General features: G+C 31.7%; 23 protein-coding genes. 4 read left to right on the plus strand and 19 right to left on the minus strand.

The annotated features are described in order from the left end of the window. Positions 1 to 11 precede the first annotated feature (11 nt). On the minus strand, positions 12 to 2,204 hold the full coding sequence (locus AX016_RS01195; RefSeq protein ID WP_100893859.1) for a histidine kinase: 2,193 nt from the start codon (positions 2,202 to 2,204) through the stop codon (positions 12 to 14). Between the two features lie 210 nt (positions 2,205 to 2,414). Between AX016_RS01195 and AX016_RS01200 the strand changes: the two genes are divergently transcribed. Then, positions 2,415 to 3,596, plus strand: coding sequence for a vWA domain-containing protein (locus AX016_RS01200; RefSeq protein WP_100893860.1), 1,182 nt, complete (start codon positions 2,415 to 2,417; stop codon positions 3,594 to 3,596). Between the two features lie 68 nt (positions 3,597 to 3,664). Here the strand turns inward: AX016_RS01200 and AX016_RS01205 are convergent, their stop codons facing one another. Next, positions 3,665 to 4,690, minus strand: a complete 1,026-nt coding sequence (locus AX016_RS01205; RefSeq protein WP_100893861.1) for a PorP/SprF family type IX secretion system membrane protein — start codon at positions 4,688 to 4,690, stop codon at positions 3,665 to 3,667. A 119-nt stretch (positions 4,691 to 4,809) separates the two neighbouring features. Between AX016_RS01205 and AX016_RS01210 the strand changes: the two genes are divergently transcribed. The 3 genes from AX016_RS01210 (at position 4,810) to AX016_RS01220 (ending at position 7,123) form a co-directional block, all read left to right on the plus strand. After that, complete coding sequence (locus tag AX016_RS01210) at positions 4,810 to 5,712, plus strand: NifU family protein (protein ID WP_100893862.1); 903 nt, start codon at positions 4,810 to 4,812, stop codon at positions 5,710 to 5,712. 60 nt (positions 5,713 to 5,772) lie between these two features. Beyond that, positions 5,773 to 5,973, plus strand: coding sequence for a dodecin family protein (locus AX016_RS01215; RefSeq protein ID WP_100893863.1), 201 nt, complete (start codon positions 5,773 to 5,775; stop codon positions 5,971 to 5,973). 328 nt (positions 5,974 to 6,301) lie between these two features. Beyond that, positions 6,302 to 7,123 (plus strand): mechanosensitive ion channel family protein, encoded by an 822-nt coding sequence (locus AX016_RS01220; protein ID WP_100893864.1) that lies wholly within the window; start codon positions 6,302 to 6,304, stop codon positions 7,121 to 7,123. 52 nt (positions 7,124 to 7,175) lie between these two features. Here AX016_RS01220 and tsaB read toward each other — a convergent pair whose 3' ends face one another. The 17 genes from tsaB to AX016_RS01305 all read right to left on the minus strand — a co-directional run bounded on the left by tsaB (position 7,176) and on the right by AX016_RS01305 (position 21,529). Then, positions 7,176 to 7,859, minus strand: coding sequence for a tRNA (adenosine(37)-N6)-threonylcarbamoyltransferase complex dimerization subunit type 1 TsaB (tsaB, locus tag AX016_RS01225; protein ID WP_100893865.1), 684 nt, complete (start codon positions 7,857 to 7,859; stop codon positions 7,176 to 7,178). A gap of 82 nt (positions 7,860 to 7,941) precedes the next feature. Continuing rightward, entirely contained in the window at positions 7,942 to 9,273 is a 1,332-nt protein-coding gene (locus AX016_RS01230; RefSeq protein WP_100893866.1) for a TolC family protein, read from the minus strand. A gap of 31 nt (positions 9,274 to 9,304) precedes the next feature. Further along, on the minus strand, positions 9,305 to 10,444 hold the full coding sequence (locus AX016_RS01235) for an efflux RND transporter periplasmic adaptor subunit (protein WP_100893867.1): 1,140 nt from the start codon (positions 10,442 to 10,444) through the stop codon (positions 9,305 to 9,307). A gap of 33 nt (positions 10,445 to 10,477) precedes the next feature. Then, positions 10,478 to 11,740 (minus strand): ABC transporter permease, encoded by a 1,263-nt coding sequence (locus AX016_RS01240; protein WP_100893868.1) that lies wholly within the window; start codon positions 11,738 to 11,740, stop codon positions 10,478 to 10,480. A gap of 1 nt (position 11,741) precedes the next feature. Then, positions 11,742 to 12,971: an ABC transporter permease gene (locus tag AX016_RS01245; protein ID WP_100893869.1), complete on the minus strand. Its 1,230-nt coding sequence runs from the start codon at positions 12,969 to 12,971 to the stop codon at positions 11,742 to 11,744. Further along, the gene (locus tag AX016_RS01250) at positions 12,964 to 13,665 is read right to left on the minus strand and encodes an ABC transporter ATP-binding protein (RefSeq protein ID WP_100893870.1); all 702 of its coding nucleotides are present in this window, start codon (positions 13,663 to 13,665) and stop codon (positions 12,964 to 12,966) included. Before AX016_RS01250 ends, AX016_RS01245 begins: the two co-directional genes overlap by 8 nt. 263 nt (positions 13,666 to 13,928) lie before the next feature. After that, positions 13,929 to 14,141: a hypothetical protein gene (locus AX016_RS01255; protein WP_100896778.1), complete on the minus strand. Its 213-nt coding sequence runs from the start codon at positions 14,139 to 14,141 to the stop codon at positions 13,929 to 13,931. Positions 14,142 to 14,151: 10 nt separating this feature from the next. After that, complete coding sequence (locus AX016_RS01260) at positions 14,152 to 14,691, minus strand: DUF420 domain-containing protein (protein ID WP_100893871.1); 540 nt, start codon at positions 14,689 to 14,691, stop codon at positions 14,152 to 14,154. Beyond that, complete coding sequence (locus tag AX016_RS01265; protein WP_100893872.1) at positions 14,684 to 15,412, minus strand: SCO family protein; 729 nt, start codon at positions 15,410 to 15,412, stop codon at positions 14,684 to 14,686. The genes AX016_RS01260 and AX016_RS01265 overlap by 8 nt, the downstream gene beginning before the upstream one ends. Positions 15,413 to 15,428: 16 nt before the next feature. After that, complete coding sequence (locus AX016_RS01270) at positions 15,429 to 16,058, minus strand: hypothetical protein (protein WP_100893873.1); 630 nt, start codon at positions 16,056 to 16,058, stop codon at positions 15,429 to 15,431. Between the two features lie 67 nt (positions 16,059 to 16,125). Then, a complete protein-coding gene (locus AX016_RS01275; RefSeq protein WP_100893874.1) occupies positions 16,126 to 16,566 on the minus strand; it encodes a cytochrome C oxidase subunit IV family protein in 441 nt (146 codons plus the stop codon). Between the two features lie 47 nt (positions 16,567 to 16,613). Continuing rightward, positions 16,614 to 17,594, minus strand: a complete 981-nt coding sequence (locus AX016_RS01280; RefSeq protein WP_100893875.1) for a cytochrome c oxidase subunit 3 — start codon at positions 17,592 to 17,594, stop codon at positions 16,614 to 16,616. Positions 17,595 to 17,754: 160 nt separating this feature from the next. Further along, positions 17,755 to 18,336: a cytochrome c oxidase subunit 3 gene (locus tag AX016_RS01285; RefSeq protein WP_100893876.1), complete on the minus strand. Its 582-nt coding sequence runs from the start codon at positions 18,334 to 18,336 to the stop codon at positions 17,755 to 17,757. A gap of 53 nt (positions 18,337 to 18,389) precedes the next feature. Further along, positions 18,390 to 19,289, minus strand: a complete 900-nt coding sequence (cyoE, locus tag AX016_RS01290; RefSeq protein ID WP_100893877.1) for a heme o synthase — start codon at positions 19,287 to 19,289, stop codon at positions 18,390 to 18,392. A 146-nt stretch (positions 19,290 to 19,435) separates the two neighbouring features. Further along, positions 19,436 to 20,236 carry an energy transducer TonB gene (locus AX016_RS01295; RefSeq protein WP_100893878.1) on the minus strand — a complete coding sequence of 267 codons (801 nt, stop codon included), beginning with the start codon at positions 20,234 to 20,236 and terminating at the stop codon, positions 19,436 to 19,438. Positions 20,237 to 20,397: 161 nt separating this feature from the next. Beyond that, positions 20,398 to 21,120, minus strand: coding sequence for an energy transducer TonB (locus AX016_RS01300; RefSeq protein WP_100893879.1), 723 nt, complete (start codon positions 21,118 to 21,120; stop codon positions 20,398 to 20,400). Between the two features lie 61 nt (positions 21,121 to 21,181). After that, positions 21,182 to 21,529, minus strand: a complete 348-nt coding sequence (locus AX016_RS01305) for a VanZ family protein (RefSeq protein WP_157811053.1) — start codon at positions 21,527 to 21,529, stop codon at positions 21,182 to 21,184. Between the last annotated feature and the right edge of the window lie 35 nt (positions 21,530 to 21,564).

Raw genomic sequence — 21,564 nt, forward strand, 5'->3', positions numbered from 1 at the left:
ACCACCTATTATTAGTCCTTTTTTAAAGTTAACAACACTTTTGTACCAGAACCATCACTATTTAAATCTTGTATGTTAACATCTACTTTGTCTTTATACATACTATTTAAAATTGAGACTCTTTTTTTTATATTCCCCATACCTTTAGAACGCTGTTTTTTTTGGTTTTGCGTTTTTAACTCGGCACTCTTTTTTCTGCCTATTCCATTATCTTCAATAGTAATCTCTATTGTCTCTTTATTTTTTTGTTTTAGGTTGATATTTAAAAAACCCAACTCGTCTTTATAGCGTAAGCCGTGCCAAATAGCATTTTCTATATAAGGCTGAAGCAGCATTGGTGGAATTTGAAAAGCTGCTACATCTATATTTGGATCTGTTGTTATGGTGTAATTAAATTTATCAGGAAAACGAGAGTGCTCTAACTTCACATACAACTCTAACAACTCTAACTCTTTTGTTAACGGTATAAAATCTTCTTCAGAGTTTTCTAAAACGGCACGCATTAAGGTTGAAAATTCACTTAAAAAACGGTTGGCACTACGCTCATCACTCTTAGATATATAATTATTTACAGAGTTTAACGCATTAAAAATAAAATGCGGATTCATCTGTGATCTAAGCGATTTTAATGCTAATAAATTATTTGCTAATTTTTGCTGTCTGTTACTTCTATAAAAGAAGAAAGCAGCAATACCAAAAAGAAACATACCTAAAACTAAAGCATAAATTAAAATCTTTTGCTTTATAGATGTTGTGGTATACAAATCTTGCTTAGTCCGCGCTAAACTAGATTTACTCTCGTACAACTCTTTATCTTTTTCTAAACCTGTAATACGATTTTGTTTTTCTGCAATTTGTTTGCTTAAACGTTCTGCCCTAGAAATTTCTTGTTCTTTACGAGCATATAAAGTATCTGCTACAGCAGCATATTTTTTATAGGTTTCTAAAGCTTTAGAGTAGTCTCCTTTATCATCATAAACCTCAGACAGTTTACGTGTGGCATCTTTTTGCACCACCAAATCATCTTCACTAGCAGCTTCAGAGATACTTTCTTCTAAGTACGGAATGGCCTCGTCTAACTTATCCTGTACAATTAAATTGTTTGCTATTTTGTAATTTATACGCTGTCTTGTTATTGGCGCCTCTACTTCTTTAGTAACAGCATTTCTTTTTACTGCCTTCTTTTTAGATGAGCTTTCTAGCAGTTCTATATCTTCCAAACTTTGCTGGCGCAATTTCATTTCCTCATTATACAAGCTGTTTTTACTATAGAAATCTGCAGCTCTATCATTTACTTCTAAAGCACGTTGTGGAGCCTCTGTTTTTGCAGACTTTAAAGAATTTTCAAAGTAACCTACAGCTTCTTCAGTTTGGTTTGCATCACCGTAAGCTTCTGCTATTTTGGTGTTTAAATCTGTGATTTTAGGTTTTACAAGTTCTTTTTTAGCTAAATCTAACCCTTTAGTGTAATTAGCTACTGCTTTGCTTGTATTTTTCAGTCCTTTATAGGCATCACCCAAACCTTCATACAAGACTATTTTTTTATAGGTTGATAATTTTGCACTTCCATCTATCTTTAAAAATAGCACTTCAGCTTTTTTATACTCTTTATTTAAAAGGTAAGCATTGGCTAACAATAACTGAGACTCACCTGTAGTACTATACGTTAAAGACTCCTTGTAATTATCAACAGCAAGGTCATACTGTTTATGATACTGGTATATTTCACCTAATAAGGCGTAAGATGCCGCACGCTCTTTGTTATTACCTCTTTTTCCTAATTGTTCTAAAGAAACTCTAATATAATCTATACTCTTACCAATGTCTATTTTTTTAAACTGCTTAGCAGAATCTAAATACATTTTATGTAATGCACTTTTGCTTAATTGCACATCTTCATCTAAGCCTTCTACTAAAACATCTACATCTTCATCATCCTTAATACGGTATTCTACTGTTTCAAACTCTAAACTCTTAAACAACAAATAATCTCCAACTTCTGCTTTTATGCGATATGCACCAAAAGCATCTGTATATACTATTGCTCCGCTAGTAGCAGAAACCTCTACACCAGAAATAGGATTTCTATTTTCTTTAGTTTTAACAGTGCCTTTAATGGTAAATTGTTTTCCTGTATTAACTTGAGAAAAAGCAATTACTGATACAAACAATAAGTATAGTAGTATGTATTTTTTTAACTTCATTTTTACAATTAGATATGGTAAACTTAGTTGTTTTATCTGACTCTAAAAAATGCTAAAACGCAGCTTTTACAACAAAAACAATTGCTTTAGACAGCCTTACAAAGTATAATGGTTTGTTTACTCACCCAAAATGCCTGTTCACTCATTCCTCGTTTTTTATAAGAAACATTAAAAATACTTTTACCCTGTAACAAATAAAAAATAAGCGAAATGAAAAACGTAAAACAAATAGCAGGCATAGCATTACTAACCTTATGTATAGGAACTACAATTAGTTGTAACGCTAATACAAAACCAAAAAAAGAAATAACTTTAGCTACACAAGCTTTAGTGGACACTAAAAAACCAGAAAAAAACGTGGTTAAAGTGGCGTTATTATTAGACACTAGTAACAGTATGGACGGTTTAATAAACCAAGCAAAAGCACAACTTTGGGATATTGTAAACAAATTTAGCTATGTAAAATGTGGTAATGAGGTTAGACCAGAATTACAAATTGCCTTGTACGAGTACGGTAATAGTACTATTGAAAAACAAGATGGTTACATTAGGCAAGTAATAAACTTTAGCAACGATTTAGATGAAATATCTGAAAAACTATTTTCTTTAACTACAAATGGTGGAGATGAATATTGTGGTGAGGCTATTAGCACATCTATTAAAAATTTAGATTGGGGTACAAATCCAGATAATCTTAAAATGATTTTTATTGCAGGTAACGAACCTTTTAATCAAGGTAAATTAGACTATAAAGATGCTACATCTGATGCTAAAGAAAAAGGTATTGTTGTAAATACCATTTTTTGTGGAGACTACAACCAAGGTGCAAATAGTCATTGGAAAAACGGCGCACAATTAACAGGTGGCGAGTACATTGCTATTAACCATAATAAAAAAGTAATACACATAGATACTCCTTATGACGATGTAATCATCACTCTAAATAAAAAATTAAACAAAACATATGTTTCTTACGGTAGCTTAGGTAGTTCTAAAATGGCATTACAATCTGTACAAGATGATAAAGCTGCAGAAATGGAAGAAGCTGTTATGGTAAAAAGAGCAGTAAGTAAAAGCTCTAGATTATACAATAATGCCTCTTGGGATTTAGTTGATGCGTCTAAAAACAAAAATTTTAGTGTATCTAAGATTGATAAAAAACAACTGCCTAAAGAGTTACAAAACAAATCTACAAAAGAGATTGAAGCTTTTATTGAAACAAAGGAAAAGCAAAGAAAAACTATACAGCAACAAATTAAAGAAGCAAATATAAAACGTGAAGCTTATATTGCTAAAAACCAAAAAGAAGGCTCTAAAGGTGAGTTAGAAAATGCAATGATTTCTGCTGTTGTAAAACAAGGAAAAAGTAAAAACTATACGTGGGATAAATAATTTTTATTAAAAAATAAGAAAGCCTGTGATTTTACAATCACAGGCTTTCTTATATCTATTTATTTATCTTAATAATTTACAGCAGGACATTTACAGTCAAACCTCTTTTCAGATACTTGTCCAAAATTATACCCTAAAGTTAATTGATGAAAACCACCATTATCAAACCTAATATCTCCCATTTGGTAAGAGTAATTATAAGACACTAAAAAGTTTTTATAGTTAACACCAACAATAGGCGTAATTAATTGTAATCTTTGTTCTTTAGTACTTCCGCTAGTATTTTGGTATAAAGCGCCATCAAAACTACGTCTGTAAGACAAGCCACCCCAAAGCGTACCAAAATCTAAACTACGGTAAACTTTTGCGTTCATATCTATGGTTTTTTCATTGGTAAAATCTGTCATTTGTAACATTACAGAAGGCTCTAATTGCCAATCTCCTTTACCAAAAACATAACCTGCAGACAATACATATCTTCTTAAATTATCTACAACAGTTGCATTAGGGTCATCTGCCCTATCTTTATAGTATACATTACGTTTACTATTTAAAACATTTAAAATAGTAGCGTGTGCATAAAACTCCATATAATTATATGACGCTCCTAAATCCATATTATAGTATGATGAGCTAATGTTTCCACCAGTAATAATTGGATCTGGAGTAACAGAATTAAACTCGCTCTCATCTAAATTACTTTGCATTATACCTGCACTAATACCAAAAGAAAGCTGATTTAAATTTCTTAAATCTCTAGAAAAACGTAAATGATGTGCGTACGTTAGTTTTACACCTGTTTGTGAGTGGTAACCATTAGCGTCATTAAAAATAATAGCTCCTACTCCACTTTTTTCATTTAACCTAAAATGTGCATTTATTGTTTGTAAGTTTGGTGCCTCTTCAACATCAAACCATTGTTTTCTTATGGTAGCTCTTATTTTACCTCCTTCACCAATACCTGCCATAGATGGATGTACTAAGTAGTAGTTATCCGACAAATAATCAAAATAGACAGGAATCCCTTCTTGCGCTGTTAGACTAGAAATACCAAGTAACAGGAAAGAAAACAAGGCTAAAAATAAGTTTTTCATAAATTAAGGGCTATAAGTCCAAAAGTATTAAATTTATATTAAAACGTTTACATACACTATATTATTATATATGGTATGAGTGAATTTGTTTGTACTTTTGTAAAAATTATTTTTTTAAGATGAAAGAGCATAATATTACCATATATACAACAACAAATCCAGCTATATTAAAGTTTGAAACTAATCACTTTATAACTAAAAATAATAGCTACGAATATAAAAATATTGATGATGCTAAAAATTCTCCTTTAGCGCAGCAATTATTTTACTTACCATTTATAAAAACTGTTTATATCTCTGGTAACTTTATAGCATTAGAACGTTTTGATATTGTTGCTTGGGATGATGTTAAAGATGAAGTAGCCCAGCAATTGGTAGAATATTTAAATAGTGGCGAAGTTATTGTTCACGAACAAGAAGACCCACAAAGTGTACCTGCAACAGTTTATGCAGAAAATACACCTAACCCAGCAGCTATGCGTTTTGTTGCTAATAAATTAATTGTACCAACAATTTTTGAATTTAAAAATAAAGAAGAAGCAAAAGACTCTGAGTTAGCTACAGAGTTATTTAAATTTCCATTTGTAAAAGAAGTTTTTTTAGATGAAAATTATGTTTCTGTTACTAAGACTGAAGATGCAGATTGGAATGAGATTACATTAGAAGTTAGAGAAAGTATACAAGCATTCTTAACAGAAGGAAAAGAGGTTGTTTCTGCTAATAGCATAAGCAAGCAAAAACAAGAAGCGCCTGCTACACAATTACAAGATGAAAACTTAGACGACACCTCTAAACAAATTATTGACATTTTAGAAGAATATATAAAACCTGCTGTTGCTAGTGATGGTGGTAACATTATGTTTAAGTCTTACAACGAGACTACAAAAACCGTAAACGTTGTATTACAAGGTGCTTGTAGTGGTTGCCCGTCTTCAACTTTTACTCTTAAAAGCGGTATAGAGAATACACTTAAAAACTTAATGGGAGACAAAATAAATGAAGTTGTTGCTTTAAACGGCTAATAATCAGTTTTAAATGTAAAATAATTTTGCTATTTTTATAGAAATCTAAACACATTAATTATGGCAATTTTAAAAGTTATTGAAGTATTATCTAACTCTGACAAGAGTTGGGAAGATGCAACCAAAAAAGCAGTTGTACAAGCATCAAAATCTGTAAAAAACATTAAATCTGTTTATGTACAAGACCAAAGTGCAATTGTTAAAGACGGTGAAGTAACAGAATTTAGAGTAAACCTTAAAATTACTTTTGAAGTAAAATAATTTTTACCTATTAAAATAATACAATTAAATAGCGCCTTTTTAGGCGCTATTTTTATTTTATAGGGTATTTAAAAAATTAACTATAGGTCACTTTTTTTAACCTTATATAATTAATAACCAAATAAGCCATTAGAGCTGCTTAGCAGTCTTAAATTAACAACTACATACCCTAGCATAAAAGTCTTAAAAAGCATTATAAATAGACTTTACAAACAACATAGAGGTACAGCTCTTTAAAATCATAATTTGATTTTTAATATAATGTTAAAGCCCATTTAGAAGAGTATTTTTTTTCTTTGCTTTGTATAAACAAAAAGAGAAAATGAAGATGAGTATATTAACAGATTACGAAGAATACGCAGAGAAATTTATAGCTAAGTTCTGGGAGTTTCTCCCTAACTTAATAGTAGCAGCAATTATTTTAATTGTGGGTTTATGGGTAACAAAATTCATTAACCGTATGGTAGCAAAATTCTTTGCGGTTAAGGATTATGACCCAACGTTAGAATCGTTTTTGCAAAGCTTTATTAAAATTGCTCTAAAAGTAGTTTTATTTGTATTAGTTATAACTCAGCTTGGTGTACAATCATCATCATTGGTAGCAGTTATTGGTGCTGCTGGTTTAGCAATAGGTTTAGCACTGCAAGGTTCTTTAGCTAATTTTGCTGGTGGTGTTTTAATTCTACTTTTTAAACCTTTTAAAGTAGGTGACTTTATCACGGCACAAGGAGTAGATGGTACAGTTAAAGAAATATCAATATTTACAACAAAGCTAACTACTTTTGGTAATCAAGTTGCCATTATACCAAACGGACAGTTATCTAACAACAACATTGTAAACTACAATATAGAAAGCACAAGAAGAGATAAAATTACAGTAGGTATTGGATATAGTTCTAATATTAAACTTGCAAAAGAAATTTTATTGCAAATATGTAGCGAAAGACAAGACATACTTAAAGAACCAATGCCAGAGGTATATGTTGCAGAGCTTGCAGATAGTTCTGTTAATTTATCTTTACGTTTTTGGGCTAAAAACGAAGATTTTTGGGCAGCACACTTTTATGTTATAGAGGAATTAAAGCTTAGGTTTGATGATAATGACATTGAAATTCCTTTCCCACAACGTGTTATGAATCAAGCTAAATAATTAAATTTAAAATTGATAAAATTACAACCTCATTTAACTACGTTAGATGGGGTTATTTTTTTACCTTAGGTTTTACAATCATAAAGTCCTTAAGGTAGTATGGCTCAAAATAAGCCACATCTTCAAAATCTGAATTTTTAAACTTAATAAATGACAATGTACACATTTCTTTAGCAGAAGGCACAGCATCTAAAATATATGCTGTATTTGTAGCGTCTAAAGTGTTTTTAATTTTTTCTGCTCCAGAACCTACAAAGTGTACTTTACTATATGTGTTTAAAACATCCTCATAAGAAGTTTCATCAATAATTTTTGCCTCAGTTTCTTTAACTTGAGTAAAATCATTTAAGAAAACGGCAGAATACACCTCCATACGTCTTGCATCTAAAACAGCCACAACAGCTTCATTTTTTTTAGGTTTTGTTTGATGTGCTAAACTAGACAACGTAGCAATAGAAATTAATGGCACATCTAAAGAAAAACATAATCCTTTGGCTGCAGAAACACCAATTCTTAAACCTGTATAAGAACCAGGACCTTTGCTAACTGCAATAGCGTTAATATCTTTTAGTGTCAAAGAAGCCATTTTTAAAGCTTCTTCTATAAAAATATGCAGTTGTTCTGCATGCGAAAAACTAGCACTATTGTACTCTTTTAAAGCCAACACTTTTCCGTCTTTAGCCACACTTACAGAGCAGTTAGTGGTAGCTGTTTCTATATTTAAGATAATTGCCATAGCCCACAAAGATACAAGTTATAACATAAAAAAAGTCCATTAAACATATAGCTTAATGGACTTTAAAAATTATGTATTTAATTTACTCTAGCGTAACTGGTATGCCATAGTATATTTCTAATATTTTAATTCTGAATATGTAGTTGTATTTAGCATTTACCACATCTACAGCTGCATTATCTAATCTAGATTGTGACTGACTAAAATCAAAAGCATTCATTAAGCCAACATCAAAACGTTCTTTAGCAAAATCATACGCTTGTTTTCTTGCATCGTATGTTTTTTGAGCAGCCTCATATCTTTTTCCAAAAGACCTAACATCTAAATATGCCTGATTGATACTTGCCTCTAATGCTAGCTTCTCTTGCTCTGCCTGTAGCTTAGTTTGCTCCAAATTAAGTTTAGACCTTCTAATATTATTACGTACGCTAAAACCGTTAAATACAGGTACACTTAAACTCATACCATAACCAATACCATCATTCGCTGACAACTGATCTGTAAAGCTTGCATTGGTAATTCTTTTTTCAAAACTAGAGTAACTAGTATTGTACCCAATAGATGCACTAAGCGTAGGATACAGAGCTCCTTTAGCTATTTTAACATCTTTTTCTGCTATATCAATATTTGTCTCTACTAATTTTATATTACCTCTAATTGTAAGTGCTTTATCATAAACTTCTTTTGCTGTATAATTATATATCTCAGACGGCGGAACCTCATAACTAGATTCTGCTATATCAAAATTTTGATAATCTGTAATTTGTAATAATTGAGCCAAAAATAATCTTCTAAGCACAACATTGTTTTCTCCGTTTACCTTTTGCTGCTCATAATCAGCTATAGTTGCTTCTAGTTCTAACAAATCTCCTTTTGGCACTGTACCAGCTTCAACTAGTGCTTTTGTACGTTCGTAATCTTTATCTGAAAGTTCAGACTGAAGTACTATAACCTTTAAAGACTCTTTGGCTGCTAAAACATCTAAATAAGCATTAGCCACATTAAGTACAATATTATCTTTAGTACCATCTAATCTGTATTGACTAGCAATAGTATTTAATTTTGCTTTGTTATAATTATGTATGTTACGCAAACCATTAAAAAGTGCAACTCCAGATGACAGACCAGCGTTTAGAGAGAAAAACGTACCAGATACCCTTTTATTTGTTGTCTGGTCAAAAGCAGAACCCTTACTCCATGAACCGTTAGTTGAACCATTTAAGCTTGGTAGAAAATCTCCCAAAGCATCAGACTCACCTAATTTAGTGCTCTCTAATTGCAGTTCTAACTGCTCTACATCTATATTGTTTTCTAATGCATAATTTATACATTCTTCAATACTCCATTTTTTTTGTTGCGCATTGGTTAATGTGGCAGCAAACAGAAGTAGTATTAGTGATATTTTAAGTTTCATATATTTTTGTTTGATGATATTAGTGTTTTACCTACTCTTTATCTTCAGTAGTTTTTTCTTCATCATCGCCTTTTTTAACAGGCTCAGTTTTGTTCCAAATTTTAACAGCATCGTTTTCTGTAAGTCCAGATAGTATTTCTACGTTTACACCATCAGAAATACCAATTTCAATGTCTTTACGCTCAAACTGCTGATCTCCCTTTGCAACTTCTACATAAGGCTTATCCGTGTTTTTATCAAATTGCAACAATGCTTCTGGTAATACCATAACATCACTTTTCTTTTCTAATATAAAAGATGCATTTGCACTATAACCAGCACGTATCATTATTCCTTCATCAACCACAACATCACCTTCAATTTTAAATTGTACAGCACCTGTTTCTTCAACTCCCTTTGGTGCAATAAACCTTAATTTAGCATCAAATTCTTTATCATCTACAGCTCCTAAACTAACTTTTAAAGGCATACCAACTTTAAGTTTTCCTACTTCACCTTCATCTACTTTACCCTCAAAAATCATTTTTTTAAGGTCTGCAATAGATGCTATAGTTGTACCATCATTAAAGTTATTACTTTCAATTACTTGGTCTCCTTCCTCTACAGGAATTTCTAAAATTGTGCCACTTACAGTTGCTCTAATGTTTGTATTTGCACTAGAAGAACCACCAGCAGAACCTTTTCTAATAATTTGATAATCTGCTTGTGCGTTAGATACATCTTGCTGAGCTTGGTCATACCTTAGCTTAATATTATCAAAATCTTGCTTAGAAATAACGTCCTTTTCAAACAAAGCCTTATTTCTGTCATACTCTAATTTTACATTATTTAATGCCAACTGCGCAGTTTTAACTCTACCACTAGCTTGGTTTAAAGACTGCTCATTAGGTACAACCTTAATAACTGCAATTAAATCTCCAGACTTAACCTCTACGCCTTCTTCTAAATATATTTTTTCAATAATTCCAGAAATTTGAGGCTTTATTTCTACTTCTTCCTCTGGTACTAATTTACCAGTAGCAACAGATTTTTTCTCTATACTAGAGATAAATGGTTTTTTAGTTTCATAAGAAATTGAAGACTTACTATTTGTCTTAATAAAGAAGGCTGCTGCCCACAATACAGCCAATACAGCTACCACTATTAGTGTATATTTTAGCACTTTATTCATTTTGATTGATTTAGTTATATTTAGTTTTAATTTTTATTCTTCTCTTAATGCATCAATTGGTTTAATGCTTACTGCTCTTTGCGCAGGTATTAGTCCTATTAGCGTTCCTAAAACCACCATAATACCTAATGCTCCTAACACATAGGAAATTGGCAAAGTAGGGTTTGTATATGGAAAATCTGTTCCTTGCGTAGCCGCATCTATACAAAACAATACAAATGCTCCTAACACAATACCCATAATACCAGAAACAACTGTTAAAAAAACAGACTCTAGTAAAATTAGGTTACGCACCTCTCTAGGTGTTGCTCCTAAAGCACGCCTAACACCTAACTCTTTTGTACGTTCTTTTACAGATATTAGTAATATATTACCAATACTTATTACACCAGCTAATATGGTTGCTATACCTACTATTAAAGACAAAAATGTAAGTCCTTTTGCAAAGCCTGTAATTCTGTTAAAAATTTCTCCTAAGTTAAAAGCACCAATAGCTCTTTCATCATCAGGATTAACTCTGTGTATACTTTTTAATACCGCTTTTACATCTTTTTCTGCTTGTATAACATCTGCATCATCATAAGCTGCAATGGTTAGCCAATCTACATTTTCTCCTGTATTGTATAATTTTTTATAGGTAGAATAAGGTATGTACATATCTGTATCTCCCTCAAAACCACCTCCAGGAACATATTTATGTACACCTACAATTTGAAAGTAAATATTATCTACCCTAACAAATTCACCAATTGGATTTTCTCCTTCTTCAAAAAGTTCTTTTTCTGTACGCTCTCCAATAACTACAACTTTACGAGCTTGCTCTATATCTTCATCGTTTATAAAACGACCACCATCATATATTTTTTTAGTTGCTATTTTAGTATAAATAGGAAAATCCCCATAAACAGGTGCTGTACCAGATTTTTGCCCTCTAACTACAGCTGCTTGGCTTCCTCCAAAAACTCCTTTTGCATTTCTTGGAGCTATGTATTGTATTTCTGGAATTCTGTTTTTTAATGTATTTACATCCTCTAGTTTTAATTGTAAAGAACGTCCTGTTTTAAACCCTTCATAAGGCATACTTGTACTTTGTGCCCAAACAAACATACTGTTCATTGCTGTACTCTCAAAAGCACGTTCAAAACCATTATCTAAACCTTTTGCTGCACCAGCTAAGGCTATGTATATAAAAATTCCCCAAAGCACACCAACTACGGTAATTGCTGTTCTGGTTTTATTTTTTCCAATAGAACCAAAAATCTCTTGCCAAGTATTACTATCAAATATAAACTTCATACTATTCGTCTCTTAATGCTACAATTGGTTTAATCTTGGCCGCTTTTCTGGCTGGCACATATCCTGCAAGTGCACCACATATTATTAATAGAATGGTTGCAAAAATTGCAATTCCGGTGTCTATATATGGATCGGTAATAAAATAATCTTCTAAAGTATCTCCCATTGCATTGAGGAGAACAGTACCTAAAATCATCCCTATAAAACCAGATATTGTGGTAATAAAAATGGACTCTAGCAAAATTGTGCTAATTACAGATTTAGGTGTAGCCCCTAGCGCTTTACGTATACCCAATTCTTTAGTACGCTCTTTAACTACAAAAACCATAATATTACTAATACCTATAATACCAGCTATAATGGTACCAAATGCTACAAAAGAAACTATAATTTGCAACACACTTGCTAGTTGCTGATTTTGTTTTAATTGGTCTGCAATGTTTCTAATAAATAGTCCGTTTTCATCATTAGGATTGATAAACTTTTTGCTTTTAAGATATTTTTCTAAGCTATTTTCTAAAGACATAGCTCCAGAATACCCTATTTGAGGTTTAAAGCCCAATACTATTTGCCCTATTTTATCTGTATTCTTTTCTATAAGTTGTCTTGTAGTATACGGTATGTAAATTTTTCGCTCTTCATTATCTCCACCATCATCTTGAAAAACTCCTATAACTTTAAAAGAACTACCTGCAATATCAATATATTCACCAAGAGATTCTTCTCCTTTAAACAAATCCTTTTCTACCAACCTACCAATAACTGCATACTTGGTTTTGTCTTTTATATCTTGATTGTTGATATAACGCCCCTTCATCATTATTGTCTTCTCGTTAAATTGATGAGAAGGAGCTACACCCATATTGGGATAGTTATTAGACTCGTTTTTGTATTTAACCAAACCGCTCCTTGTAATTCTAGGAGTAACATAGTCTACAAACATTGCAAAGTTTTTTTCAATGTCTTCAAGGTCACTATTATCAAACTCTATTTGCCTATCTGCTTTGTAACCAGAATATGGTACAGATGTTCTACCAGGAAAAATAAAGAATACATTGGTTGCGTCATCACCAAAAAATTTAGCAAATGTATTTGTAAGTCCGTTACCAAAGCCAAAAAGCACAACAAAAATGAAGATACCAATAGCTACCGTAAAGCCCGACAAAAATGTTCTTAGCTTATTTTTTTGAATGGTTTCAAAAATTTCTTTCCAAGCGTCTCTACTAAACATATTGTGATGCTCTTACTTGGTCTACCTTTTTATCTTCTACTATTACACCATCTTTTAAGTGCACAATACGCTTACACATATCTGCAATATCTGGCTCGTGAGTTACAATTAAAATAGTATTACCTGCGTCATTAATCTTTTGCAAAAGATCCATAACCTCATAAGATGTTTTACTATCCAAGGCTCCTGTTGGCTCATCTGCCATTAACACTTTAGGTTCTGCTGCCAAAGCCCTAGCAATAGCCACACGCTGTTTTTGACCTCCAGAAAGCTCACTAGGTAAGTGGCCAGACCATTGTTTTAGTCCAACTTGCTCCAAATATTTAAGTGCTTTTTCTTGACGCTCCTTTCTACCAACACCTTGGTAGTATAAAGGAAGTGCTACATTCTCTGCTGCACTTTTATAATTGATAAGATTAAAAGATTGAAATATAAACCCTAAGAATTTATTTCTGTACTTAGCCGCCTTTGTTTCATTAAGATTAACAATTGGCACACCATCTAAAGTGTAAGTACCCTCATCTAAAACATCTAGCATTCCTAAAATATTAAGGAGTGTAGATTTTCCAGATCCTGAAGAACCCATAATTGCAACAAGTTCTCCTTCTTCTACATTAAAATTGATACCTTTTAAAACGTGCAACGAATTGCTACCCATTTTATAAGACTTATGAAGGTCTTTAATTTCTATCATTGGTGTTAGTTTTTTTTGGCTTTGTACTTAGTACACCTGTAAGACTACCCAACTTATGTTTAGTTACAATTAAAATGTGAAAAAAATGTTAAAATTAAAATTAGCAGTTTTAAAAAAACCACTATCCCATAAAAACAGGGATTTTATTAATCTTAATATTTTTAAAAAGTAAACAAACAACAAGCAATTATAGTAATTTACTGTGTATAAGGATGCTAAGAAAACTAAAATTGTAGTGTATTACTACTAATAGAATGTTAAAACTAAGCTTTCATTTTTTTATAAACGAAGTAAAATAACACACCAACCAGTACATATGGCACTGCCATTAGATACTTAATACCATTATTTATACCCTTTGCAACTGTAACATTACCCTCACTTTCTAAAACTGCTCTACACATTGCACATTGTGCTTCTGTTGCTTGAGGTAGTAAAAAAAACAAAACAAAAACAAAGAATAATATTTTTTTCATAGCTGTATTCTTAAACATAGTAAGGAGATATCATAACATAAACTACAACACCAGTAACCGCAACATACAACCAAATAGGAAAAGTAATTTTTGCTAATTTTCTATGTGCGTCATATTGCTTTAAGTAAGCTTTAGCATAAGTTCTCATTACCAAAGGTATTATTATAATAGATAATATAATATGCGTAATTAAAATGAACAAGTAAATATATTTTACAACACCTTCACCTCCAAAAGGCGTAGATTCTGAAGTCATATGATACGCAATATACATTACCAAAAAAGCAAGAGAGAACACTATACAAGTGGTCATTAAATTTTGATGCAGCTTTTGCTTACCATTTTTAATAGCAATTACGGCTGCAATTAAAAACACAGCAGTAAGTCCGTTTATTGACGCATAAATAGGAGGTAAAAAAGATAAAGGCTCTACATCTGGTATTTTAACTTTAAATAAAAGAGCTACAACCACAGGCACTATAATAGATACAACTGTAATTATTTTATTAAACCTTTTCTCTTTTACACTAGCGTCTTCAACCTTACTCATCTAACAACTTTTTTATATCTTCTTTTAAAATACTTATCTGCTCTTTTTCTCCTTCATCATTAACACCTTCTGCTTCAGATATTGTTCCTCTGTAATAAATAAGTGGATTTCCAAACTCATCTACTCTAGAACGAATAAAACCCCTCTTATCCACTAAGGCAAACATACCAGAATGCTCAAAACCACCTGGTACGCTAGGGTTTTGTTGTGCAAAGATATTAAATCCTTTGTTTGCAAGCTCATAAATAAGATCCCTATCTCCCGTCATTAAATGCCAGTCTAAATTGGTAATTCCGTACTTTTCTGTGTATGTCTTTAAAGTAGTAGGAGTATCATTCTTAGGATCTATGGTAAAAGAAGCAATACCAAAGTTTTCTACATCTTTAAAGTCATTCTGAATTTTAACCAAGTTCTTTGTCATTATAGGACAAATTGTAGGACAGGAAGTAAAAAAGAATTCTACTATATAAACTTTACCTAAATAATCTCTATTAGAAACCACTAAGCTATCTTGATTAATAAAGGTAAAATCTGGAACTCTTTTTTTATTACCGTTAATTTCTATATATGCAAGATTACCTTTATTATCTTTCTTGTTCATACGATCGTTTTCTACAATAGTATCATCACTAATTCTACTTATAATTTTTGGTATAAAAATTATTCCAAAAACCAAGATTATAAAAGAAATCCAAATATAGTTGTAATTATTTTTTTTCATAAAAAGCTACTTTACGTTACTTACGTTCTGCGTTGTTCTTTTTTAAGGCCATACGGTATTCGGCTAAAATAATCTTAACATCATCCTCCATCTTATTATTTAACTCAGCCACAGAAATGGTGTTAAAACCGTATTTAGTACCCTCATCTTCATCATCTGTTCTACCACGTAGATTTAAATCTTTGTCTACTATAAAAACATAAGGAGAGCTTAAATCATCCTCTAAAGTTATGTCTGTTCTTAATTCTTTATGAAAAGATTTAATTTGATCTGCATTACCATATACAAATTTCCAATTTTTGATATCAGCCAAAACAGAAAGTTCCTTTTTAAGTTTTTCTACTTCTTTTTCTTGCCCGTTTGCTACAAGCATAACAAACTGAAAATCTTTAAACTCAAAAAAGTGTTTGTATATTTTTTGATTTAAGTTAAATGCAGTTCCCTTTTTCTGCTCTACATTATCACCTAGAAAGCCAACTATAGAAATTTTATTTTTTAATTGTGTATCTGTAGAAAAACTAGATAACTCACCAACATTATTAGTTAGTATTGGTAGTCTACCAAAATTGTGTATGCCACTGGCAAAAAAAAGGTAAGCTACAATTGGTAGGATAAATAAAACTACCATTACAAAGGTTTTTTTCATAATGGTACAAAAATAAAAAAAGACGGTTTAAAAACCGCCTTTATATATTGTTAAATGATGCTAAATGTTAGAAGTTCCATTTTATAAAACCACTATGGTAAACATCATAGATATAACTACCCTCTGTTAATAGTATAAATACTAAGTAACTTATTAAAAATACTGGTGTCCATACTATAGATCTTCTAAACCCTTTTTTCTCGTCACGCAAGTGCATAAAGTCCCAAGCAATGTAATATGCTTTTACTATTGTTAATACTATAAATATTAAGTTTAGAGGCTTTAAGTAAATAAATGGAGACAATAAAAAGTTTAATGTAGAACCAAAAAAACCAGGCTCAAAGGCAGAAATTAATGGTTTCATTAAAATTGCTGGCTTATAAATACCTAAAATAACTTCTACTAAAGTTACAATAGATAAAAATATTAAAACACCCCAAATCTTCTGGATATTATCTTTAAACTTTAATTTTCCTCTAAAAATCGCTAATTTATGTTCGTGTGCCATTTTATGCTATATTATTATACGTAATGTAATTCTTTTTTAATCTGCTATTATACTAGGTAGAAGAAGGTAAATACAAATACCCAAACTAAATCTACAAAGTGCCAATAAAGACCAACTTTTTCTACCATCTCATAATGTCCTCTACGCTCATAAGTACCTATGATTACGTTAAAGAATATAATGATATTAATTAATACTCCTGAGAATACGTGAAAACCGTGAAAACCTGTAATAAAGAAGAAGAAATCTGCAAACAATCTGCTCCCGTATTCATTATGAATAAGGTTTGCACCTTCTACAACGTATTTAGAACCTGCTAGCCTTTTTAAAGACTCTTCTCTTGATAAAAGAATTTTGTGTCCGTTTTCATCAATGTTTTCAACTCTAACTAAAATATTAGGATCTGCTTTAAAACCTGTTACCACTTCATTAACAGAATATGTTGGCAAAGCACTTTCTCCAAAAAACCAAACACCCTTGTTGTTTGTATGGTCTACTCTATCCTCGTGTAAAGGAGTTGCAAAATCTCTAATTGCAGCTCTCTTACCTGTATCTGCATTAACAAATTGTAATATTCTACCACCTTTTGTCTCAATAGCTCCAAAATCACCTTTAATAAAAGTAGCCCATTCCCAAGCCTGTGAACTTAAGAAGATAATACCACCAATAACAGTAAAAAACATATACCAAGTAACTCTTGTTTTCTGTAGTTTATGACCTGCGTCTACAGCCAGTACCATAGTTACAGAAGACATAATTAAGATAAATGTCATTATAGCAACATATATCATAGGAAAATTACCGTGTACCAAAGGAACGTGGGTAAATACTTCATCTGCAATAGGCCAGCTATCTGCAAATTTAAATCTAGAAAATCCGTAAGCTGCTATAAAGCCAGAAAAAGTTAATGCATCAGAAACGATGAAAAACCACATCATCATTTTACCATAGCTAGCGCCTAAAGGTTTGTTTTTACTTCCTCCGCTCCAAACACTTTCCGCTGTACCTGTTGTTACCGTAGTATCCATATACAATTTAAAATTTATAAACTAAGAACGTTTAACTACGCTCTATTATTTTTAAAAAACACTTAAATAAACCCAAAGTCTAGTTAAGTTCCGCAAATTTACATTTTTTTCGGCTATACAAAAACCAAAATTTAACTGAAATTAACTTTATTTCTATTTATTATCGATATAAATAAAAGAATAAGATTAAATAAACCCATAACAAATCTAAGAAATGCCAAAAGGTTGCTCCTATTTCTAAACCATTAACCTCTGTTGATGAGTACTTATTTTTTAGTTGATTTACAATAACAACTATTAAAGAAACAAGTCCTGCTACAACGTGCGCCACGTGCACAACAGCAATTAAAAAGATATAAGACATTGTAATACTACTTGTTGGCCCAGTAAAATAAAAACCATTACCTATTAACTGAGAAAAACCAACAAATTGTAATACTATAAAAATTATACCCAAAGCCAGTGTAACCAACAAATACGTGGTTGCTTGTGATTTTTTATCCTTTTTGGTTGCTTGTACCGCTAAAAAGTAAGTAATACTACTTACCACTATAATTAAAGTACTCCAGAAGAAAGCAGATGGCAAATCAAAATCTTTTAACCAATCTTCTCTAGAGCTACTAACTATATATGCACTAGTCCAACCTGCAAATGCCATAATTAAACTAACAATACCAAACCAAAGCATCATTTTTTTAGCATTGTCTGACTTCTCTTTTTCTGATTTTTGAGTTAAATCCATTTAGTAAACACTTATTAATTTAAAAGTAAAATTAATTACCTATCTATATTTTATTACACAAACTTATCTACAACATATACCACTTGCATAAGCGTAATGTAAGTAACACTTGCTAACATTAATTTTCTAGCAGAAGCATTATCTCTATTATCAAACAAGCGAAAAGCAAAAAACAACATTACTCCGCCCATAATAAACACAATTACAGCAGCCACTACAGACAACTGCAATGCCCCTGTAAAACCAAAAGCTGGCACTACAGATATTATCATCATCCAAATAGTATACATAATTATCTGAATAATTGTTCCTTTATCTTTTTTACCTGTTGGCAACATTTTAAATCCGCCTTTCTTATAATCTTCATCTAGCATCCAACCAAGAGCCCAAAAGTGAGGAAACTGCCAAAAAAACTGAATCATAAACAATGTTCCTGGCTCTATGCCAAACTCATTTGTTGCTGCAACCCAACCTAACATAAATGGTATTGCACCTGGAAAAGCACCAACAAAAACAGCTAAAGGTGTTTTAGTCTTTAAAGGTGTGTAAACACAGGTGTATAAGAATATAGATATTGCTCCAAACATTGCTGTCTTTGGATTTACTAAATACAAAGCAACAATACCTGCAATTGTCATTGCTACAGCTACAATAGATGCAGTAGTAACCGTCATTCTACCGGCAGGAATAGGTCTGTTTCTAGTCCTATTCATTAACGCATCTAAATCTTTTTCAATAATTTGATTAAATGCATTTGATGCACCTACCATACAGTACCCACCAAAAGCCAATAATAGCAAAACAGTAAAGTCTATTTTATCTGCGCCTAAGAAATAACCAGCTATTGAAGAAAAAACTACACTTACAGCTAGCCTTGCCTTTGTTATTTCTTTAAAATCTGCAAATGCCGAAACATCTGTAGCTTCATTTGCTGTACCAACCGCAGTTTTCATCCTTAATTTTTATGGATTGCAAAGATATAACCTAATTGATTTCTTTACAACCAATTATGAAGGTTTATATTTTGGTTGATAATTAAACAAACTACACAAAAAAACCACTTGTTAAAACAAGCGGTTTCTATAGTTATTACACAAACTTATTGCAATTTAAAATTAATTGGTATTGAGTAAGGAACAACAACATTGCTTTTACCCTGCCTACCCGGAGTCATCTTTGGCAACTTAGCTATAATGCGTTGCGCCTCTTTTTCTAAAATTTTAGAAGGACCTCTCATTTGCACGTCTTTTACAACACCATCTGTACCAATTTTAAACATTACACTAACTTTGCCCTGCTCTCTCATTTCTATAGCTGCATCTGGGTACCTAAAATAACGTTTAACGTGTTTTTGCATTTTTTTATTAAAACAGTCTTTTCGTTTATTTTTCGCAACTTTTTCACAACCTGGAAAAATTGGAACCTCTTCTACTACATCTAATGGTATTATTGGTTCTTCAATAATTTTGCTTTCTATAATACTACTTACAGCCACAGGTTCTTCTGGGTTAACTTCCGTATCATCAATAAAATCTGTAACATCTTCAACTGTATCGTCATCTGCTATTTTAATTTTATCTGGGTTTGTAACAGCTTTTGCCAACACCTTTTCTTTTGGCTTATCTTCTTCAACTTTAAAGTTATCTAAATCTGGATGATATTCTACCATCTCTGCCTCTAGCTCTGTTGGTCTTACCTCTTTATCCTCTACAAAAGCATAAGAAGACTCTAAAGCTAAATAAACCAGACCCATTGCCACAACAAGACCAATTTGAAAGTTTAAGAAACTGTTTTTTCGTAGATTTGCATCGTGCTTACTCTTTTTTGGAGTTGCATTGGTAGACGCTCTGTGACTTCCATTGCCGTGGAAATCACCAGAATTTTCTGTGTTTGTTTTCATAATACTATTTTTTATTTGTTACAATTATGTTAAAACACAAATAGTATACCAAAAAACCCCAAGCAACTGCTTGGGGTTTAATTTTTTATAAAAAAAATGACATAAAAAAAATCCGAACCAAATTGGTCCGGATTCTTATATAACTTAAAAGCAATTACTGCTTATTGTAATCTAAATGTAATAGGTAAGCTAAATGGAACACGTACAGCTCTACCTCTTTGTTTACCAGGTGTCATCTTAGGAAGTTTTCCAATAATTCTGGCTGCTTCTTTTTCTAAGTTTTTGTCTGGACCACGCATTTGAACTTGACCAATAGAACCGTCTTTTTGAATAACAAAACGTACACTTACTCTACCTTGAATACCCATTTCTTGAGCAATTTCTGGATACTGGAAGTGCTTTCTAATGTGCTTGTTCATTTTTTCATTAAAACAATCTCTTAAAGCTTTTGCTCCTTTTTTCTTTACTTTTTCACATCCTGGGAAAATTGGCACATCTTCAATTACAGAAAAAGGTACATCTACATCTACTTCTACTTCTTCTTCTACAACGTCTTCAACATCCATTACTTCTTCTTCCTCATCAGACTCAGTATCTTGTATAACAGACTCCTCTATCTCTACGTCATCTTCAACAACGGCAATCTCTTCTGGTGCTGCTGGTGGTGGCGGTGGAGGTGGTGGAGTTTTAATTTGTTCTGTCATTGGAACTTCTTCATCTAACATATCATCCACATTCTGTGTAATGTCATATGAGTTATCTTCATCGTATTTTTTGTACTCTAATGCTTGCCATACAAGAAACATAACAAGAGCTAGTCCTATTGCAAAATAAAGACCGCTGTTTTTTGTTAAGTCAGCTTGTGGATTTTTCTTTGGTTCCATAGGTTTTAATTTAGTGTTCGCTAATTTAAATAAATATTATCTAAATAAACAATTAATTTTTTCATTTTAATATTCTTTCCCGTAAAAAAAGTCGGTTTGCAACAATTAAGCCTACAAAAACACCTATTGTGTTTGCTACAAAATCTAAAAACTCTGCACTTCTTGTAACGGTAACGGTGTTTTGTAATACTTCAATAATTATGCCATAAGCAATTAAAGAAAATACTAAATACCATACAATTAGACTTTTAACTTTTTTCACCTTAAAAAACTCTTTTAAAGAGAGTACCCCTAAAATAGTTGCAACACTATAAAATGTAAAATGAACTAACTTATCTATGTTAGGTATTTTTACAGAAGGAAGATCTGTATTACTAAAAGAAAATAAGCTGAGTAATGTGATTAACACTACCCAGCTTATAAATAATATGGTATAAATTGGCT

The organism is Cellulophaga sp. RHA19 (assembly GCF_002813425.1).
GTDB lineage: Bacteria > Bacteroidota > Bacteroidia > Flavobacteriales > Flavobacteriaceae > Cellulophaga.

Coding starts and splice junctions, on each gene's coding strand:
- AX016_RS01195 (WP_100893859.1), bottom strand. CDS start 2,204: ATGAAGTTAAAAAAATACATACTACTATACTTATTGTTTGTATCAGTA.
- AX016_RS01200 (WP_100893860.1), top strand. CDS start 2,415: ATGAAAAACGTAAAACAAATAGCAGGCATAGCATTACTAACCTTATGT.
- AX016_RS01205 (WP_100893861.1), bottom strand. CDS start 4,690: ATGAAAAACTTATTTTTAGCCTTGTTTTCTTTCCTGTTACTTGGTATT.
- AX016_RS01210 (WP_100893862.1), top strand. CDS start 4,810: ATGAAAGAGCATAATATTACCATATATACAACAACAAATCCAGCTATA.
- AX016_RS01215 (WP_100893863.1), top strand. CDS start 5,773: ATGGCAATTTTAAAAGTTATTGAAGTATTATCTAACTCTGACAAGAGT.
- AX016_RS01220 (WP_100893864.1), top strand. CDS start 6,302: ATGAGTATATTAACAGATTACGAAGAATACGCAGAGAAATTTATAGCT.
- tsaB (WP_100893865.1), bottom strand. CDS start 7,859: ATGGCAATTATCTTAAATATAGAAACAGCTACCACTAACTGCTCTGTA.
- AX016_RS01230 (WP_100893866.1), bottom strand. CDS start 9,273: ATGAAACTTAAAATATCACTAATACTACTTCTGTTTGCTGCCACATTA.
- AX016_RS01235 (WP_100893867.1), bottom strand. CDS start 10,444: ATGAATAAAGTGCTAAAATATACACTAATAGTGGTAGCTGTATTGGCT.
- AX016_RS01240 (WP_100893868.1), bottom strand. CDS start 11,740: ATGAAGTTTATATTTGATAGTAATACTTGGCAAGAGATTTTTGGTTCT.
- AX016_RS01245 (WP_100893869.1), bottom strand. CDS start 12,971: ATGTTTAGTAGAGACGCTTGGAAAGAAATTTTTGAAACCATTCAAAAA.
- AX016_RS01250 (WP_100893870.1), bottom strand. CDS start 13,665: ATGATAGAAATTAAAGACCTTCATAAGTCTTATAAAATGGGTAGCAAT.
- AX016_RS01255 (WP_100896778.1), bottom strand. CDS start 14,141: ATGAAAAAAATATTATTCTTTGTTTTTGTTTTGTTTTTTTTACTACCT.
- AX016_RS01260 (WP_100893871.1), bottom strand. CDS start 14,691: ATGAGTAAGGTTGAAGACGCTAGTGTAAAAGAGAAAAGGTTTAATAAA.
- AX016_RS01265 (WP_100893872.1), bottom strand. CDS start 15,412: ATGAAAAAAAATAATTACAACTATATTTGGATTTCTTTTATAATCTTG.
- AX016_RS01270 (WP_100893873.1), bottom strand. CDS start 16,058: ATGAAAAAAACCTTTGTAATGGTAGTTTTATTTATCCTACCAATTGTA.
- AX016_RS01275 (WP_100893874.1), bottom strand. CDS start 16,566: ATGGCACACGAACATAAATTAGCGATTTTTAGAGGAAAATTAAAGTTT.
- AX016_RS01280 (WP_100893875.1), bottom strand. CDS start 17,594: ATGGATACTACGGTAACAACAGGTACAGCGGAAAGTGTTTGGAGCGGA.
- AX016_RS01285 (WP_100893876.1), bottom strand. CDS start 18,336: ATGGATTTAACTCAAAAATCAGAAAAAGAGAAGTCAGACAATGCTAAA.
- cyoE (WP_100893877.1), bottom strand. CDS start 19,289: ATGAAAACTGCGGTTGGTACAGCAAATGAAGCTACAGATGTTTCGGCA.
- AX016_RS01295 (WP_100893878.1), bottom strand. CDS start 20,236: ATGAAAACAAACACAGAAAATTCTGGTGATTTCCACGGCAATGGAAGT.
- AX016_RS01300 (WP_100893879.1), bottom strand. CDS start 21,120: ATGGAACCAAAGAAAAATCCACAAGCTGACTTAACAAAAAACAGCGGT.